Source organism: Pseudomonas sp. P7779, from assembly GCF_013386315.1.
In the GTDB taxonomy this organism is placed as follows: domain Bacteria; phylum Pseudomonadota; class Gammaproteobacteria; order Pseudomonadales; family Pseudomonadaceae; genus Aquipseudomonas.
The window spans coordinates 1-16096 of sequence record NZ_JACARZ010000066.1 but is presented as its reverse complement, the minus strand read 5'-3'; the positions used below and the strand labels follow the sequence as shown (position 1 = coordinate 16096).

Annotated in this window: 14 protein-coding genes; 8 read left to right on the top strand and 6 right to left on the bottom strand. The window is 61.4% G+C overall.

Translation table 11 applies throughout. From position 1 onward, the window contains the following. Positions 1–2 precede the first annotated feature (2 nt). Positions 3–1325 (top strand): leucine-rich repeat-containing protein kinase family protein, encoded by a 1323-nt coding sequence (locus tag HX869_RS19560; RefSeq protein ID WP_178903539.1) that lies wholly within the window; start codon positions 3–5, stop codon positions 1323–1325. A gap of 123 nt (positions 1326–1448) precedes the next feature. Here the strand turns inward: HX869_RS19560 and HX869_RS19555 are convergent, their stop codons facing one another. Together HX869_RS19555 and HX869_RS19550 are read right to left on the bottom strand one after the other, a co-directional pair. Next, positions 1449–2156, bottom strand: coding sequence for a YebC/PmpR family DNA-binding transcriptional regulator (locus HX869_RS19555; RefSeq protein ID WP_008431478.1), 708 nt, complete (start codon positions 2154–2156; stop codon positions 1449–1451). Between the two features lie 109 nt (positions 2157–2265). Then, positions 2266–3579, bottom strand: a complete 1314-nt coding sequence (locus HX869_RS19550; RefSeq protein WP_178903538.1) for an MFS transporter — start codon at positions 3577–3579, stop codon at positions 2266–2268. Positions 3580–3845: 266 nt separating this feature from the next. On the opposite strand from HX869_RS19550, the gene HX869_RS19545 reads away from it, so the two are divergent. After that, positions 3846–4718: a LysR substrate-binding domain-containing protein gene (locus tag HX869_RS19545; protein WP_003212428.1), complete on the top strand. Its 873-nt coding sequence runs from the start codon at positions 3846–3848 to the stop codon at positions 4716–4718. 125 nt (positions 4719–4843) lie between these two features. Here the strand turns inward: HX869_RS19545 and HX869_RS19540 are convergent, their stop codons facing one another. Next, complete coding sequence (locus HX869_RS19540; protein WP_003212427.1) at positions 4844–5701, bottom strand: LysR substrate-binding domain-containing protein; 858 nt, start codon at positions 5699–5701, stop codon at positions 4844–4846. A gap of 112 nt (positions 5702–5813) precedes the next feature. On the opposite strand from HX869_RS19540, the gene HX869_RS19535 reads away from it, so the two are divergent. The 3 genes from HX869_RS19535 to HX869_RS19525 all read left to right on the top strand — a co-directional run bounded on the left by HX869_RS19535 (position 5814) and on the right by HX869_RS19525 (position 8461). Beyond that, positions 5814–6923: a 2-aminoethylphosphonate--pyruvate transaminase gene (locus HX869_RS19535; RefSeq protein WP_003212425.1), complete on the top strand. Its 1110-nt coding sequence runs from the start codon at positions 5814–5816 to the stop codon at positions 6921–6923. A gap of 27 nt (positions 6924–6950) precedes the next feature. Then, complete coding sequence (gene phnX, locus HX869_RS19530; RefSeq protein ID WP_003212423.1) at positions 6951–7778, top strand: phosphonoacetaldehyde hydrolase; 828 nt, start codon at positions 6951–6953, stop codon at positions 7776–7778. A 122-nt stretch (positions 7779–7900) separates the two neighbouring features. Then, positions 7901–8461, top strand: a complete 561-nt coding sequence (locus HX869_RS19525) for a cytochrome b (protein WP_178903537.1) — start codon at positions 7901–7903, stop codon at positions 8459–8461. A 117-nt stretch (positions 8462–8578) separates the two neighbouring features. Here the strand turns inward: HX869_RS19525 and HX869_RS19520 are convergent, their stop codons facing one another. The 3 genes from HX869_RS19520 to HX869_RS19510 form a co-directional block, all read right to left on the bottom strand. After that, on the bottom strand, positions 8579–9478 hold the full coding sequence (locus HX869_RS19520; RefSeq protein WP_178903536.1) for a 1-aminocyclopropane-1-carboxylate deaminase/D-cysteine desulfhydrase: 900 nt from the start codon (positions 9476–9478) through the stop codon (positions 8579–8581). Between the two features lie 57 nt (positions 9479–9535). After that, the gene (locus HX869_RS19515; RefSeq protein ID WP_003212416.1) at positions 9536–11575 is read right to left on the bottom strand and encodes an NADPH-dependent 2,4-dienoyl-CoA reductase; all 2040 of its coding nucleotides are present in this window, start codon (positions 11573–11575) and stop codon (positions 9536–9538) included. Positions 11576–11692: 117 nt separating this feature from the next. Then, positions 11693–12631: a LysR substrate-binding domain-containing protein gene (locus HX869_RS19510; protein ID WP_003212414.1), complete on the bottom strand. Its 939-nt coding sequence runs from the start codon at positions 12629–12631 to the stop codon at positions 11693–11695. Between the two features lie 136 nt (positions 12632–12767). On the opposite strand from HX869_RS19510, the gene hutH reads away from it, so the two are divergent. The 3 genes from hutH to HX869_RS19495 all read left to right on the top strand — a co-directional run bounded on the left by hutH (position 12768) and on the right by HX869_RS19495 (position 16030). Next, positions 12768–14309, top strand: a complete 1542-nt coding sequence (gene hutH / locus HX869_RS19505; protein ID WP_178903535.1) for a histidine ammonia-lyase — start codon at positions 12768–12770, stop codon at positions 14307–14309. A 92-nt stretch (positions 14310–14401) separates the two neighbouring features. Then, positions 14402–14911, top strand: coding sequence for a prolyl-tRNA synthetase associated domain-containing protein (locus HX869_RS19500; protein ID WP_177051781.1), 510 nt, complete (start codon positions 14402–14404; stop codon positions 14909–14911). Positions 14912–15265: 354 nt separating this feature from the next. Next, on the top strand, positions 15266–16030 hold the full coding sequence (locus tag HX869_RS19495; RefSeq protein ID WP_003212408.1) for a transporter substrate-binding domain-containing protein: 765 nt from the start codon (positions 15266–15268) through the stop codon (positions 16028–16030). Positions 16031–16096 lie beyond the last annotated feature (66 nt).

Genomic DNA, 16096 nt, shown 5'->3' with positions numbered 1-16096 from the left:
TCATGGATACCCTTGCCCAACTCAAGGCCGGCCAACTGGCCGGTATCAAACGCCTGGACCTGCGCTGTGGGCTGACCGAGTTCCCTCGGGAAATCTTCGACCTGGCCGACTCCCTGGAAATCCTCAACCTGACCGGCAATGCCCTGAGCAGCCTGCCGGATGACCTGCACCGCCTGCCCCATTTGCGCGTGCTGTTCTGTTCGGAAAACGCCTTTACCGAACTGCCGCAATGCCTGGGCCAGTGCGCGCAGTTGAGCATGATCGGCTTCAAGTCGAACCAGATCAGCAGTGTCCCGGCGACGTCGCTGCCACCCTTGCTGCGCTGGCTGATCCTCACCGATAACCACATCAGCCAATTGCCGGACGAACTGGGTGAACGGCCTTTGCTGCAAAAACTGATGCTGGCCGGTAACCACCTGGAGCAGTTGCCGCAAAGCCTCGCCCAGTGCAAAAACCTCGAACTGATCCGCATCGCCTCCAACCGCATGACCCGCCTGCCGGACTGGTTGCTGACCTTGCCGAGCCTGACCTGGCTGGCCTACGCCGGTAATCCGGTAGAGATGGCCGTGGAAGAGGCCCGCCATGACGCGACGCCGAATATTCCCTGGTCAGAGCTGGTGCTGGGCGAAGTGTTGGGCGAAGGCGCCTCCGGCATCATCCGCAAGGCGTCCTGGACCCCGCCAGGCGGGCCGGCCAAGGCGGTTGCGGTCAAACTGTACAAAGGCAGCATCACCAGCGATGGCTCGCCCCTGCACGAAATGCACGCCTGCATCGCCGCCGGACTGCATGCCAACCTGATCAAGGTAGAAGGCCGTGTCGTCGACCACCCGGAAGGCCAGGCGGCGCTGGTGATGCAACTGATCGAACCGAGCTACCGCAACCTCGCGGCCCTGCCGAGCCTGGCGTCGTGCACCCGAGATATCTACGAGCCCACCACCCGTTTCAGCGCGGATGTGGCGCTGCGCATGGCCCGGGGCATCGCCTCGGTGGCGGCGCACCTGCACGCGCAAGGCATCACCCACGGTGATCTGTACGGCCACAACATTCTGTGGAATGAAGCCGGTGAATGTCTGCTTGGGGACTTTGGTGCAGCGTCGTTTCACACCACGGTCGACAGCCAGGAAACCCGCGCGTTGCAGCGCATCGAAGTCAGGGCGTTCGGGGTGTTGCTGGGGGAATTGCTGGAAAGGATTGATGCGGGGTTGAACGAGCAACAGCGCGTGGCACTGGAAGCCTTGCGGGACAACTGCTGCCAGCCGGATGTGTTGGCCCGGCCTGGGTTCGAGGAAATCACAAGCTTGTTGCAGTCTTCCAAACTCCACTAAACCCAATGTGGGAGCGGGCTTGCTCGCGAATGCGGTGTGTCAGTCAATAGATACTTGGCTGGTACACCGTATTCGCGAGCAAGCCCGCTCCCACATTTGGACCGGGTTCACATCAAATCAGAATCAACCCGCCAACCCGACGAACATGTCCTGCACGTCGTCATGGTTGTCCAAGCCTTCCAGGAAGGCTTCGACTTCGGCCATCTGCTCATCGCTCAAACCGCTCACCGGGTTCTTCGCGATGTAGCCGAGCTTGGCCGACAGCACGGTGAAACCCTGCTCCGGCAAGGCTTTCTGCACGGCGTCCAGGTCGGTGGTCTCGGTGATGAACAAGGTAGTGCCTTCTTCTTCGCCTTCCTCGAAATCCTGGGCACCGGCTTCAATCGCGGCCATTTCCGGATCGGCGTCGGGGCTGTCCGGCGAGGCTTCGATCAGGCCTACGTGGTTGAAGTCCCAGGCCACGGAGCCGGACGCGCCGAGTTGGCCCTTGCGGAACGCCACGCGGATTTCCGCCACGGTGCGGTTGATGTTGTCGGTCACGCATTCAACGATCAGCGGCACCTGGTGCGGGGCAAAACCTTCGTAGGTCACGCGGTGGTATTGCACGGTCTCACCGAGCAGACCGGCACCTTTCTTGATCGCGCGCTCCAGGGTTTCCTTGGGCATCGAGGCCTTTTTGGCCTGCTCCACCACCAGGCGCAAATGTGCGTTGGTAGCAGTGTCGGCACCGTTGCGGGCGGCAATGGTGATCTCTTTCACCAGCTTGCCGAAGATCTTGCCCTTGGCATTGGATGCCGCTTCTTTATGTTTGACTTTCCACTGTGCGCCCATGACTCACTCTCTTCTGTCCATCGCGCCGAGACGTCTACTGGCCGGCGCTTTGGGGGCAGAGTTTATAGCGCTGAAACACTCTAATCCACCAAAAAACCGGCCATGCCCCTCAGGTCCGCAAGGGATTGATGGCGCGCTCACGGTCGGGCACGAAGTCGCCCACCTGCGCCAGCACCGCCGGCCTGGCGTTCCAGTACGGCATCAACACCAGGGAGGAAAACAGCGCGGCACCGGCAAACACGATAAACACCGTGACCGTATCGAAGTAGCCCGGCAGCAAGCCGCCAAGAATCGCCCCCACCGAACCGCAGCCGTTGACGAACCCCGCCGCCGTCGCGCCGGCCTTGGCGGTGCCGAAGTCGATGGCGGCGGTGCTGCTGATCATCGAGTCCGGCCCGTACAGGGTCAGGCCCATCACAAACAGCAGCGCCATCACCAGCGCCACACTGCCGGTGTGCAAGGCGCCCATGAACAACGCCAGGGCCACGGTCAGCGCCAGCAGGCTGAGGACACAGGCCGGCATGCGCCGGGCGCCGAACAGTTTGTCGGACGCCATGCCGATCATGATCGGCCCCAGCAACCCCGCCAGCTCGAACGCCGTCGGCACAATCGCCGCGCCGACCTTGCCCACCGACGGCATCTGCTCATACACAATCACCGGCCCCCACAACAGGATCGCGTAACGCGCCGGTTTCAACAGAAAGTACGCCAGCCCCAGGGTCAACACCGTGCGGTTGCGCAAAATGGCCCGCAGCGGCTCCAGCACACTGGCGTTCTTCTCGGCGGCAGTCTGTTCCGGTTCCGGTTCCACTGCCGGTAACCCAACATCCTGTGGCGTGTTGCGCTGGAAAATGAAAAACAGCACCGCGACCACGAAGACCACAGCCGCACTGGAGATAAATGCCGCATGCCAGGTGCCGATCAGCGTATACGCCCACCATCCGGCAAACGGCGACGCCACCAGGCCACCAAAGGCGTAGCACGAGCTCCATAAACCCAGCACCCGGCCACGCTGCTGCGCCGGGAAGAAACTGCCAAGGTTCTTGCACAGCCCGGACCAGCCGGTGGACTGGGCCAGGCCCTGGATCAACATGCACGTGACAAAGATCGGTAACGTGGCAAACGTGCCCATCACCAGGGCGGCGGCGGCTGAAATCAGCAACCCGCCGAGTACCACCACACGCGGCCCGAAACGGTCGGCGAGCATGCCCCAGGTGAATTGGCCAACGGCGTAGGCCGCCAGGTAGATGCCATCCAGGTTGGCCATCATCATCTTGTCCAGCGGGAAACTCGAGTCGTCGACGATCCCCAGCTTGGCCACCGAAAAAGCCTTGCGGGTAAAATAGAAGGCCGCGTACGCCAGCCAGGTGATGGCGAAAATCTGCACGCGCCAACGCTTGATGTGACTCAAGGGAGTATTCATGGTGGTTCTGACCTCGGGTGTGAGTGTGCCGGCAGAATGAAAAGCAAACGCCTGTATTTTTATTGTTGAGCACTGCAGTACCGGCGCTTGGAGGGGCGCGGTATTGGTCAGATGAGTCCCGCTGGTGAGCACGCAGAAGACCCATGGCCGCCGAAGGTGTAGGACTCGACCTACGGCGACTGGGGCTATCAAAGCAATGGCTGACTAATAGGTAAAATCGATTTATCGTATTTCAAATATAAGCTGAGCTTGTAAGAGGATTCGCGATGTCGGTGTCTCACGCGCAACTCAAAGCCTTCCATGCGGTGGCCGTACACGGCAGTTTTACCCACGCCGCCGAACGCTTGTTCCTCAGCCAGCCGGCCATTTCCGACCAGGTGCGCAAGCTTGAGGAACGTTTCGGCGTGCTGCTGTTTCATCGCAACAAACGTTCGGTGCGCTTGACCGACCTCGGCGAGCGCCTGTTGAGCATCACCCAGCGTCTGTTTGCCGTCGCGGCGGAAGCCGAAGAGCTGTTGCAGGATTCCCGCGCCTTGCAAACCGGCACCCTGACACTCGCGGTGGACGCCCCGGTGCATGTGCTGCCGCAGATTGCGCGCTTCTGCCAGTTGTACCCGGGCATCAGCGTGAAGATCGAAACCGGCAACACCGATGAATCACTGTTTCGCCTGTACAACTACCAGGCCGACCTCGCGCTGCTGGGGCGCGATGTGGACGACGAGCGGCTGCTGTCACTGCCGCTGCCCGATGACCAATTGCTCGCGTTTGTCGCCCGCAACCACCCGTGGGCGGGCCGCGAGTCGATCTGCCTGGCGGACCTGGACGATACGCCGCTGGTGTTGCGGGAAATCGGCTCGGTGACCCGCCAGACCCTGGAGCAGGAAATGCACCAGGCCGGGCTGCGCATTCGCCCGGCGATCCAGGTGGAAGGCCGCGAAGCCGCGCGGGAGGCGGTGGTGGTGGGGATTGGCGTGGGCGTGGTGTCGGCTGCGGAGTTTGGCGCAGATTCGCGGGTGTATGCGATGCCGATCCGTGACTGTACGCAGCGGATGAAGGAAACCCTGGTGTGCTTGAAGGAGCAGAGTTCGCGGCGGGTGGTGGCGACTTTTCTGGAGATTGTGCGGGAAAGTTTGCGGTGAAGTTGAGGGCCCCTTCGCGAGCAAGCCCGCTCCCACAGTTGACCGAGTTCTACCGATGGAACGCGGTCGAATGTGGGAGCGGGCTTGCTCGCGAAGGGGCCAACTAGATCTCAAGCCAACACCCTCTAAGGCGCCAACTCGAAAAACGCCTGAATCAACCGCAACTCCCGCCGCCGCTCCATGCACCCGATCACATGCCGGTTCACCAGCCCCTCGCCCTGGATCGGAATCGCGTGCACCCGCGGATCCCGGCTGACTTCCATCGACGACACCACCCCAACCCCCAACTCGGCCGCCACCGCTTCCGTCACCGCCTCACGGCTGTCCAGTTCCAGCAACACCCGGGGCTGCACGCCGGCCTGGGCGCAGGCATCGTCAAAGGTCCGCCGCGTAATCGAGCTGGGTTCACGCAACACCATGATCACCTGATCCAATTGCTCCAGCCGAATCCCCGCAGGCTCCGCCAGCCACGGATGGCCGGCCGGCACCAACGCGCAAATTCGTGACTCGATCAACGGCTGCAAGTGCAGGCCCTTGCGCGGCTCCACCTCGGTCAACACCGCCACGTCAGCCCGCTCCGACAACAGCGCCGCGAGGGTTTCCTGCGCATTGCCCAGGCGCAAATTGACAGTAATCCCCGGATACCGCTGCCGTAGGCTGGCCAGCATCGGCATGACCATGTGCGGCCCGTCCGCCGCCACTTCCAGGCGCCCGGTAAGTAATTGCCGGTTGGCCTCCAGCAACGTCTGCGCCTCTTCCACCAGGCCGAAGATCGCCCGGGTGATCGCCGCGAGTTTGGTGCCCTCCTCGGTCAACTCCACCCGCCGCGCGGTACGCCGCAGCAGCGCGATCTGGTAGTGCTCCTCCAGCGCCTTGATATGCCCGGTCACCGCCGGCTGGCTGATGAACAGGCGCTCGGCCGCCCGGGTAAAACTGCCCTCGCGGGCCACCGCATCAAACGCACGCAGTTGAAACAGGTTCATAGCTATCGGCCTCACTGATAGCTCGCATAACAACAAACAATTTGATTGATGACAAGCCAAACTGCAATTTAGGCGCCGTAACTTCATCCCAATGTTTTGCGAGGACACACGAATGAGCACTGCCGCGCCGATCCTGCTGACCCCGGGGCCCTTGACCACCTCGGCCCGCACCCGCCAGGCCATGATGGTCGACTGGGGTTCATGGGATGACCGCTTCAATCAACTGACCGCCAGTCTTTGCGAGCAACTGCTGGTGATCGTCAACGGCACCGCCAGCCACCATTGCGTGCCATTGCAAGGCAGCGGCACCTTTGCCGTGGAAGCGGCCATCGGCACCCTCGTGCCACGGGACGGCAAGGTGCTGGTGCTGATCAACGGCGCCTACGGCAAGCGCCTGGCGAAGATTTGCGAAGTGCTCGGCCGCGAGTTCAGTACCTTTGAAACTGCCGAGGACGAACCCACCACCGCCGCCGACGTCGACCGCCTGTTGCACGCCGACAAGGGCATCACCCACGTCGCACTGATCCATTGCGAAACCAGCACCGGGATTCTCAACCCGTTGCCCGAGATCGCCCAGGTCATCGCCCGCCACGGCAAGCGCCTGATTATCGACGCCATGAGCTCCTTCGGCGCGCTGCCGATCGACGCCCGCGAGGTGCCGTTCGACGCGCTGATCGCCGCCTCCGGCAAGTGCCTGGAAGGCGTACCGGGGATGGGTTTTGTGTTCGCTGAAAAGCAGGCGCTGGCTGCAGCCCAAGGCAACTGCCACTCCCTGGCGATGGACCTTTTCGACCAGCACAGCTACATGGCCAAGACCGGCCAATGGCGCTTCACACCGCCGACCCACGTGGTGGCGGCGCTGCACGAAGCGCTGCTGCAATACAACGAAGAAGGCGGCCTGCCCGCCCGGCACCAGCGCTACGCCGACAACTGCCAGGCATTGCTGGACGGCATGGCCGAACTGGGCCTGCGCAGCTTCCTGCCCGCCGCGATCCAGGCGCCGATCATCGTTACCTTCCACGCGCCGAAAGATCCGCGCTACCAGTTCAAGGAGTTCTACGAACGGGTCAAGGCCAAGGGCTTCATCCTTTATCCCGGCAAATTGACCCAGGTGGAAACCTTCCGCGTAGGCTGCATCGGCCATGTGAACCAGGCCGAGATGCAAGCCGCGGTCGCGGCGGTAGCCGAGGTGCTGCAAGAAATGAACGTGCTCGACATCTGACTGCCCACTACTCACAGGATCTGAACCATGAACTACGCAAACCCAACCCAGCTTCAAGCCGCGATCCTCGACTGGGCCGGCACCGTGGTCGATTTCGGCTCGTTCGCGCCCACGCAGATTTTTGTCGAAGCCTTCGCCGAGTTCGACGTGCAGGTCTCCATCGAAGAAGCCCGTGGCCCGATGGGCATGGGCAAGTGGGACCACATCCGCACCCTGTGCGACCAGCCGCAGGTGGCCGAGCGTTACCGCAAGGCCTTCGGCCGCACACCGACTGACGATGATGTGACCGCCATCTACCAGCGCTTCATGCCGCTGCAGATCGAGAAGATCGCCGAGCACTCGGCATTGATCCCCGGTGCCCTGGACACTATCGCCAACCTGCGCCAGCAAGGGATCAAGATCGGTTCGTGCTCCGGCTACCCCAAGCAGGTGATGGACAAGGTTGTCGAACTGGCTGCCACCAATGGCTATATCGCCGACCACGTGGTCGCCACCGACGAAGTACCCAACGGCCGACCATGGCCGGCCCAGGCCCTGGCCAACGTGATCGCCCTCGGGATCGATGACGTAGCGGCCTGCGTGAAGATCGACGACACCGTGCCGGGCATCCTCGAAGGCCGTCGCGCCGGGATGTGGACCGTGGCGCTGACCTGCTCGGGCAACGCCCTGGGCCTGACCTACGAGCAGTTCCGCGCCCTCGACGCCGGCACACTCGCCAGCGAACGCACGCGTATCCAGGCCATGTTCGAAGGCTCGCGCCCACACTACATGATCGACACCATCACCGACCTGCCTGCGGTGATCGCCGACATCAACCAGCGCCTGGCACGGGGTGAAATGCCGCAGGGCAACTGATCGAGATCAAAAGATCGCCTATACACCCTCCTCTCACGGGCAAACCTCGTAAAACAGGCTTACATTGAAAGGACTCCGTCGCAAAGAACGGAGGTTTGCCCTGATGAGTGAGGAAGAAAGCGATGCCCTGGAAAAATTCCGATACGCGTTACAGCACCATGTCGATTGCGTTGCACTGGCTGATGGTGGTGCTGCTGGCGGTGGTCTACGCCTGCATTGAGTTACGCGGGCAGTTTCCCAAAGGCAGCGGCGCACGTACGTTGATCGTGGAAATGCACTTCATGTTCGGCCTGACGGTGTTTGTGCTGGTGTGGCTACGGTTGTTCGCCCGCAGCCTGGGGGTGGCACCGAAGATCGTACCGGCCCCGCCGCAATGGCAATCCTTCCTGGCTACCCTGATGCACATGGCGCTGTATGCCTTGATGATCGGCATGCCCATCGCCGGCTGGCTGATCGTCAGCGCCGAGGGACATTCGGTGATGTTCTACGGCATCGAGCTGCCGCCGTTGATTGCCGAAAACAAGGCGTTGGCCAAGGAGATTGAAAGCTGGCATGTGCTGTTCGGCAAGGTCGGTTACTGGCTGATCGGGCTGCATGCGTTGGCCGGATTGGCCCATCACTATGTGCTGCGAGACAACACTGCGTTGAGAATGATGCCCGGCAAGAGAGGGAACCTTCAGTAAGCCCACGGATTGAATGTGGCAGCTGGCTTGTGGGGGAGCTGGCTTGCCTGCGATAGCATCACCTCGGTGCCACTGATACACGGCGGTGTCTGCATCGCAGGCAAGCCAGCGCCTACATTAACCGGGTGCAACAAGGAAACCCCGGCGGCCCTGCAGGCCACCGGTGTGGACGAAGATCAGGCGGGTGCCGGGGGAAAATCTCCCGGCTTCAATCTGTTGTTTCAACGCCAATAACGCCTTGCCGGTATACAGCGGCTCCAGCGCCAGGCCACAGGCTTGCTCGGTAGCGTCGATAAAGGCCAGCAACTCCGGATCAACCTTGGCAAAGCCGCCCCGGCTGGCCTCCAGCAATTCATAACCCTGCTGCACAAGCGCCTGCACCTGTTGCGCCACCCCGTGGTCGTCGGGCACCGCCAGGGCGCCATATACCGGATGCGCACCCGCCTCCGCCAGCACCAATCCCGCCAATGTAGTACCGGTGCCTGCCGCCAGCCACCAACCGTGATAGTCCGTCCAGCCCAGGCCGTTTAATTGCGCCTGCGCCTGATTCACCAAAACCCCGCAACCCAACGCGCCCGCCAGGCCCCCGCCGCCTTCAGGTACCGGGTGCAGGTGCGGATACTGCTCGCGCCAGGGCAGCCAGAAGTCCGGCTCGTTGCGCGCGCGATAGCCGCCATACCCCAGCCAATGCAGTTGCATGCCGAAGGCCTTGAGGTCGAGCACCGTGGGTGTGTCTTGCGGATGGCCACGCAGCAAGCCAACGGTAGGAAAGCCGAAGCGTTTCCCGGCCGCCGCCAGTGCATGCAGGTGATTGGAGTAAGCGCCGCCCAGGCTGATGATCCCGCTGGCGCCCGCCGCCCGGCCTTGCGCCAGGTGCTCGGTGAGCTTGAACCACTTGTTGCCGCTGATCAGCGGGTCGATGCGATCCAGGCGCAGCACGGCGACTTCCACCGGCCCCATCCAGTCCAGCTTCAGGGGTTCAAGGGGCGCGTGGGGGAGCCAGTCGAAAGGACCCATGAGGGCGGTTCTGCACAAGAAAAGGGGCGGTAGTCTACCACCGCCCCTTTTACGTGTTTACAGCTCGGCCGCCAGGCGCGAACCCTGGTTGATGGCGCGCTTGGCATCCAGTTCGGCCGCCACGTCCGCACCGCCGATCAGGTGCACGTTCTGCCCGGCCGCCACCAGGCCATCCTGCAATTCCCGCAGCGGGTCCTGCCCGGCGCAGATCACGATGTTGTCCACCGCCAGCACCTTCGGTTCACCCTCGGCGCCGATGCGGATGTGCAGGCCCTCATCGTCGATCTTCAGGTACTCGACGCTGTTGAGCATCTGCACCTGCTTGTTCTTCAAGCCGGTGCGGTGGATCCAGCCGGTGGTCTTGCCCAGGCCGTCACCGACCTTGGAGGTCTTGCGCTGCAACAGGAACACTTCACGCGCCGGCGCATGGCGCTCGGGCTTGATCCCGGCCACACCGCCGCGGGCTTCCAGGTGGGTGTCGATGCCCCACTCTTTCCAGAACGCCTCGCGGTCCAGGCTGGTGGACACGCCCTGGTGCACGAGGAATTCCGAGACGTCAAAACCGATACCGCCGGCACCGATCACCGCCACGCGATGGCCCACCGGCTTACGCTCCAGGATCACGTCGAGGTAGCTCAATACCTTGGCGTTTTCCACGCCGGGAATCGCCGGAATACGCGGCGCGATGCCGGTCGCGAGGATGATCTCGTCATAACCGCCCGCAACAAGCTGCTCAACGTCGACCCGGGTGTTCAGGCACAGTTCGACGTGAGTGGTCTGCAACTTGCGTTTGAAGTAGCGCAGGGTCTCGAAGAACTCTTCCTTGCCCGGCACACGCTTGGCGATGTTGAACTGGCCGCCGATCTCGCTGGCCGAATCGAACAGCGTCACTTGATGCCCACGTTCGGCGGCGACGGTGGCGGCCGCCAGGCCCGCAGGACCGGCACCGACCACGGCGATTTTCTTGATCTGCTTGACCGGCAGGTAGTTGAGCTCGGTCTCGTAGCACGCACGCGGGTTGACCAGGCAGGTGGTCAGCTTGCCGCCGAAGGTGTGGTCCAGGCAGGCCTGGTTGCAGCCGATGCAGGTGTTGATCTCATCGGCGCGGCCTTCGGCAGCCTTGTTGACGAAGTCCGGGTCGGCGAGGAATGGGCGAGCCATCGAGACCATGTCGGCATCGCCTTCGGCCAAAATCTGCTCGGCGATTTCCGGGGTGTTGATCCGGTTGGTGGTGATCAATGGAATCTGCACCGCACCGCGCAACTTCGCGGTGACCTTGCTGAACGCGCCACGCGGCACCTTGGTGGCGATGGTCGGGATCCGCGCTTCGTGCCAGCCGATGCCGGTGTTGATGATCGTTGCACCGGCCTGCTCGATAGCCTTGGCCAACTGCACGATTTCTTCCCAGGTGCTGCCGCCTTCTACCAGGTCGAGCATCGACAGGCGGAAGATGATGATGAAATTCGGGCCTACGGCTTCGCGCACCCGGCGCACGATTTCCACCGGCAGACGCATGCGGTTTTCGTAGCTGCCACCCCAACGGTCGGTGCGGTGGTTGGTGTGGGCGGCGAGGAACTGGTTGATGAAGTAGCCTTCCGAACCCATGATTTCCACGCCGTCGTACTCGGCGACCTGGGCCAGCACCGAGCAGGTGACGAAATCATTGATCTGTTTTTCGATGCCTTCTTCGTCCAGCTCTTTGGGCTTGAACGGGTTGATCGGCGCCTGGATTGCGCTCGGTGCCACCTGCTTCGGGCTGTAGGCATAACGCCCGGCGTGGAGGATCTGCATGCAGATCTTGCCGCCCGCCTCGTGCACCGCCCGGGTGACGATCTTGTGCTTCTGCGCTTCTTCGTCGGTGGTCAGCTTGGCCGCACCGCCATACACCCCACCTTCATCGTTGGGGCCAATGCCGCCGGTGACCATCAGGCCCACGCCGCCACGGGCACGTTCGGCAAAATAGGCCGCCATGCGCTCGAAGCCACCGGGTTTTTCTTCAAGGCCGGTGTGCATCGAGCCCATCAGGGTGCGGTTGCGCAGGGTGGTAAAACCCAGGTCCAACGGGGCCAGCAAGTGCGGGTAGGCAGCAGCGGTCATGGTACAGCTCCACAACGGATCATCACGGGACGTGGAGCGCTCGAATGGCACTCCATCGGTTTATGTCCCACAGACTAAGAGTCCGCCGGCTGGCGCTCAATGACCGTAAGTGACAACTTAATGATCAAAGTGCGCAGCAGAAAGCATGGCAGCGGTAATTTTCTCCTGTTTCTGCCCCTGCCCAATCATCCAGCGTTGAAACCCACGGCACTGCTGTTTGTGCAGGGTATTGGGGTGCCAACTCAGGTAGTACGGCGCCGCCAGCGGCACGGCGAACCGCCAGGGAATCACCAGCCGACCGGCGCGCAGGTCCCCGGCGATCATTGAGAACTGCGCCAGCACGATGCCTTGCCGGTCGATGGCCGCCTGGATCGCGGTAATCGATGATGAATAATTGCGGCGGATCACGATGGGCTGGCCGGTTTGCCCTTCCAGCTCGCTGAACCATTGGGTCCACGAAGGCGGCGAATCGAATTTGGGCCGCGAGTCGATGCCGATCAGGCGGTAATCGAGCAAGTCCCGCGCGCACGCAACCCGTTCCAGCAACTGCGGTGAACAGGTGGGCACCACACAATCGCGGAACAGCGGCACGCTATGCCCGGCATGCTCGGGGTGCTCGCCATAACCGATGCGAAAGTCGGCACTTTCCTCCCCCGATGCATCATCGAGGGTGCTGTCGAGGTAGATGTCCAGGTCGGTTTCGTCCTGCCCCCACTCGTCGATCAGCGGCGACAGCCATTTGGTCATCAGCGAAGGCAGGCAACTGATATACAGGTTGTTGGGATTCTTCGCCCGCTCGGCCTCGGCCACCGCCAGCCTGAGTTCTTCGAACGCCGCGGTGCAGCGGGCGTGCAGGCGTTCGCCGACGCTGTTCAAGCGCAGGCGCTGGCCGTCCTTGAGCGTCAGCTTCATGCCCAGGGCATCTTCGAGCAGTTTCATTTGCTGGCTGACAGCGCCCACCGAGATCCCCAGGCGAATCGCCGCCTGGGACATACCGGCGCAGTGGCCCACCACTTCAAACACTTGCAACGCGCGCAACGGCGGTAAACGGCTCATGGGGGAATCTCGCGACTTCAGCAGTTTAGATTTTCTACTAAAAGTAACAGAAAACCCCATATTTTCTTCAGCTAGTGCAACCCGTAGAGTGAAACCACTTCCCACCCCATTGCGTTACGCCCTGCTGGAGTCGCTGATGAAAACCCTGCCTGAACAAATTACCCATGTCGTGTTAGGCGACAGTGAACCCAGCATCGAAGAGTTCGTGGCGATCGCCCGCTATTCGGCCACTGTTTCGTTTGCCGACAGTTACAAGAACCGGGTTAAAAAGTCCCGTGGGTTGATCGAGCGATTCCTCGATGAAAACCGTTTGGTGTACGGCGTGACCACCGGTTTTGGCGACAACGTGCGGCATGTGATCTCGCCGGAAAACGCCAAGGAACTGCAAGTCAACATCGTGCGTTCCCACGCTGTTTCCGTCGGCGAACCGCTGGTGCGTGAACAGGTGCGGGCGATCCAGTTGATGGTGTTGATCAGCCTGGGCAAAGGCTACTCCGGGGTGCGCCTGGAACTGCTGGAACTGATCGCCGGCCTGCTCAACCACGACGTGGTGCCCTTTGCGCCGGGTGAAGGCTCGGTGGGTTACCTCGCGGTAGAAGGCCACCTGGCCCTGGTGCTGCTCGGCGAAGGCCGCGCCAGCGTCAAGGGCGGTGCACTGGTGGATGGCGCAACCGCCCTGCAACAGGTCGGCCTGCAACCGACCGACCTGCAGTGCAAGGAAGGCCTGGCGATGTTGAACGGCACCACGTCGGTGACCGCCATCGCTACGCTGGCGCTGTACAACGCGATGCAGGCTGCCGACCTGGCGGACGTGGCGGCGGCCATGTCGCTGGAGGCGCTCAAGGGCACCATCCGCGCGTTCGACCCGCGCTACCACTCGATCAAGGCTCACCCCGCACAGGCCGCAACCGCCGCCAACATCAAGGCTATCCTGCACGACAGCCAGCTCATCGCAGACAACATCGATTACCGCCTGCAGGACGTCTACAGCCTGCGTGCCATCCCCCAAGTGCATGGTGCTTCCCGGCAGTTCATCAACTACGCGCGGGAAACCATCGAGCGCGAAATCAATTCTTCGGGCGACAACCCGGTGATTTTCCCGCTGGACGACGGTGACGGTATCGCGATTTCCGGCGCCAACTTCGACGGCACCTACATCGGGATTGCAGCCGACACACTGTGTGTGGCGCTGACCAACCTGGCGAAAATTTCCGAGCGCCGGACCGACCGCATGATCAACTCGCACTTCAGCGAAATGCCGGCCTTCCTGGTGCGCAACCCGGGCCTGAACAGCGGCTACATGATCGTCCAGTACACCGCCGCCGGGCTGTACGCCGAAATGAAAACCCTGTCGATGCCATCGTCGATCGACAGCGTCTCTACCTGCGGCAACCAGGAAGACCCGGTCAGCCTGGCCTACAACGCGGTGATCAAGGCCTACAAAGTCTCGCAAAAACTCCAGTCGGTGGTGGCCATCGAAGTGCTGGTCGCGTGCCAGGCCCTGGATTTCCACGATGTGAACAAGGCATCGACCGCGACCAAGGCGGTCTATGACCTGGTGCGCAGTGAAGTGCCGGTGGCGGATAACGACCGCGCGTTTTACGCTGACATGGCCAGTGTGATTGACCAGGTGCGCAGCGGGAAAATCAACGACCTGGTGGCCCATCACCTGAACTGACAACCACGCCGTCAAACGGCCTGCCCTCCTTTTCGGACGGCGGGCCTTTGCCATTTTTGGCGCAGACAAAGCGATACCCGGGGACTTTGCGAATGCTTCAACCCAAAGACGTTCTACACCTGCTCGATACCTGCTCCATTGCCTATGAATACGTGGAACACAGCGCCGTGCGCACCTGCGAAGAAGCCGACAAACTGGACATCGGGATCAGCGGGCAGGCGGTCAAGAACATCTTCCTGTGCGATGCCAAAGGTTTGAATCCCACCCTGGTGGTGCTCAAGAGCGAGCAGCGCCTGGACCTGCGTGCACTCTCGCAAACCCTCGGCCTCAAGGGCCTGAGATTCGCCTCGCCGCGCCGCCTGATGGAAACCCTGGGCGTGGAGCCGGGAGCGGTGTCATTGCTGGGGTTGTGCAATGACGTGCAGCGCGCCACCCAGGTTGTGATCGCCGAAGAGGTGTGGAACGGCGACAGGATTCTCTGCCATCCGCTGGTGAATACCGCGACCCTGTCGATCGCAGTCCGCGATATGGCGCGACTGCTTGAGCACCTGGGATTCACGCCAATACTCACCGCGAACCCTGCCCCCACGCCTGACACCTGACAGCGCACGGGTGGGTGCAAAACGCTACCTATCGACCCAAAACAGGGCGAAAAAACCGCGCACATTTTCTAACCATGTTTAATTTCCTTGAAAATCAACAGGTTATTTATTTTTAAAAGCTGGCAAATATTTTGCAATGACATGTATGTACATGTGGAGTCATGTGCAGACTGGAGAGCGAATCGGCCAGTCCCCAAACCTGTATGCGTTCGAGAAAAAAGTCCTAAGCCCACATCAAAACATTGGTAGGAAATAGAAATGACCGCTAAAAAATCGAATTGGTTAGGCTCTGTTGCTGTAGCGACCCTAGTGATGGCAAGTGCTTCCGGACTGCAGGCAAAGGACTGGACGTCCGTGAACATCGCGACCGAGGGCGCGTACGAGCCCTGGAACCTGACATTGCCAGGCGGGAAGATCAGTGGTTTCGAGCCTGAGCTGATGGACTACCTGTGCGCCAAGATGAAGCTGCAGTGCAAGATCACCGTGCAGAACTGGGATGGCATGATTGCCAGTCTCAACGCAGGGAAGTTTGATGTGTTGATGGATGCGATCGTTATCACTGACGACCGTAAGCAGGTCATGGATTTTTCGATTCCCTACGCGCAGACGCCGGCCAACTTTGTCGCGCAGGATGCGGCGTTGCTGCCGGGTAAAACCGGGGCGGCGAATGCGATTACGCTGAGTGCTGATCCGAAGGCGATTCACGATGCGATCGAGCCGTTGCGTCAGGCGCTGAAGGGTAAAACCATCGGGATCGCTTCAGGCATCATTTACACCAAGTTCATTGATGAGAACTTCAAGGACGTGGCGACGATTCGTGAGTACAACACGTCGGCCGATGCGATTCTTGATCTGCAATCGGGCCGTATTGACGCGATTTTTGATGACGTTACGTTCCTTGATTCGATTATGTCCAAGCCTGAGAACAAGGGGCTGGCGTATACCGGGCCGCAGATCAAAGGCCCTATCTGGGGTGATGGCGAGGGCCTGGGTTTTCGCAAGAGCGATCCGGAGTTGAAGGCCAAGTTTGATGCGGCGTTGAAAGAAGCGATTGCTGATGGGACTGTTAAGAAACTCAGCGAAAAATGGTTCAAGGTGGATTTGACGCCTAAGTCCTGAGGCGTTCCTGGTTGGGGTGGGGGCATATCCGTTATTTGGGTGATGACTGAGATTGGTTCCGCTCTT

Coding starts and splice junctions, on each gene's coding strand:
- HX869_RS19560 (WP_178903539.1), top strand. CDS start 3: ATGGATACCCTTGCCCAACTCAAGGCCGGCCAACTGGCCGGTATCAAA.
- HX869_RS19555 (WP_008431478.1), bottom strand. CDS start 2,156: ATGGGCGCACAGTGGAAAGTCAAACATAAAGAAGCGGCATCCAATGCC.
- HX869_RS19550 (WP_178903538.1), bottom strand. CDS start 3,579: ATGAATACTCCCTTGAGTCACATCAAGCGTTGGCGCGTGCAGATTTTC.
- HX869_RS19545 (WP_003212428.1), top strand. CDS start 3,846: ATGTCGGTGTCTCACGCGCAACTCAAAGCCTTCCATGCGGTGGCCGTA.
- HX869_RS19540 (WP_003212427.1), bottom strand. CDS start 5,701: ATGAACCTGTTTCAACTGCGTGCGTTTGATGCGGTGGCCCGCGAGGGC.
- HX869_RS19535 (WP_003212425.1), top strand. CDS start 5,814: ATGAGCACTGCCGCGCCGATCCTGCTGACCCCGGGGCCCTTGACCACC.
- phnX (WP_003212423.1), top strand. CDS start 6,951: ATGAACTACGCAAACCCAACCCAGCTTCAAGCCGCGATCCTCGACTGG.
- HX869_RS19525 (WP_178903537.1), top strand. CDS start 7,901: ATGCCCTGGAAAAATTCCGATACGCGTTACAGCACCATGTCGATTGCG.
- HX869_RS19520 (WP_178903536.1), bottom strand. CDS start 9,478: ATGGGTCCTTTCGACTGGCTCCCCCACGCGCCCCTTGAACCCCTGAAG.
- HX869_RS19515 (WP_003212416.1), bottom strand. CDS start 11,575: ATGACCGCTGCTGCCTACCCGCACTTGCTGGCCCCGTTGGACCTGGGT.
- HX869_RS19510 (WP_003212414.1), bottom strand. CDS start 12,631: ATGAGCCGTTTACCGCCGTTGCGCGCGTTGCAAGTGTTTGAAGTGGTG.
- hutH (WP_178903535.1), top strand. CDS start 12,768: ATGAAAACCCTGCCTGAACAAATTACCCATGTCGTGTTAGGCGACAGT.
- HX869_RS19500 (WP_177051781.1), top strand. CDS start 14,402: ATGCTTCAACCCAAAGACGTTCTACACCTGCTCGATACCTGCTCCATT.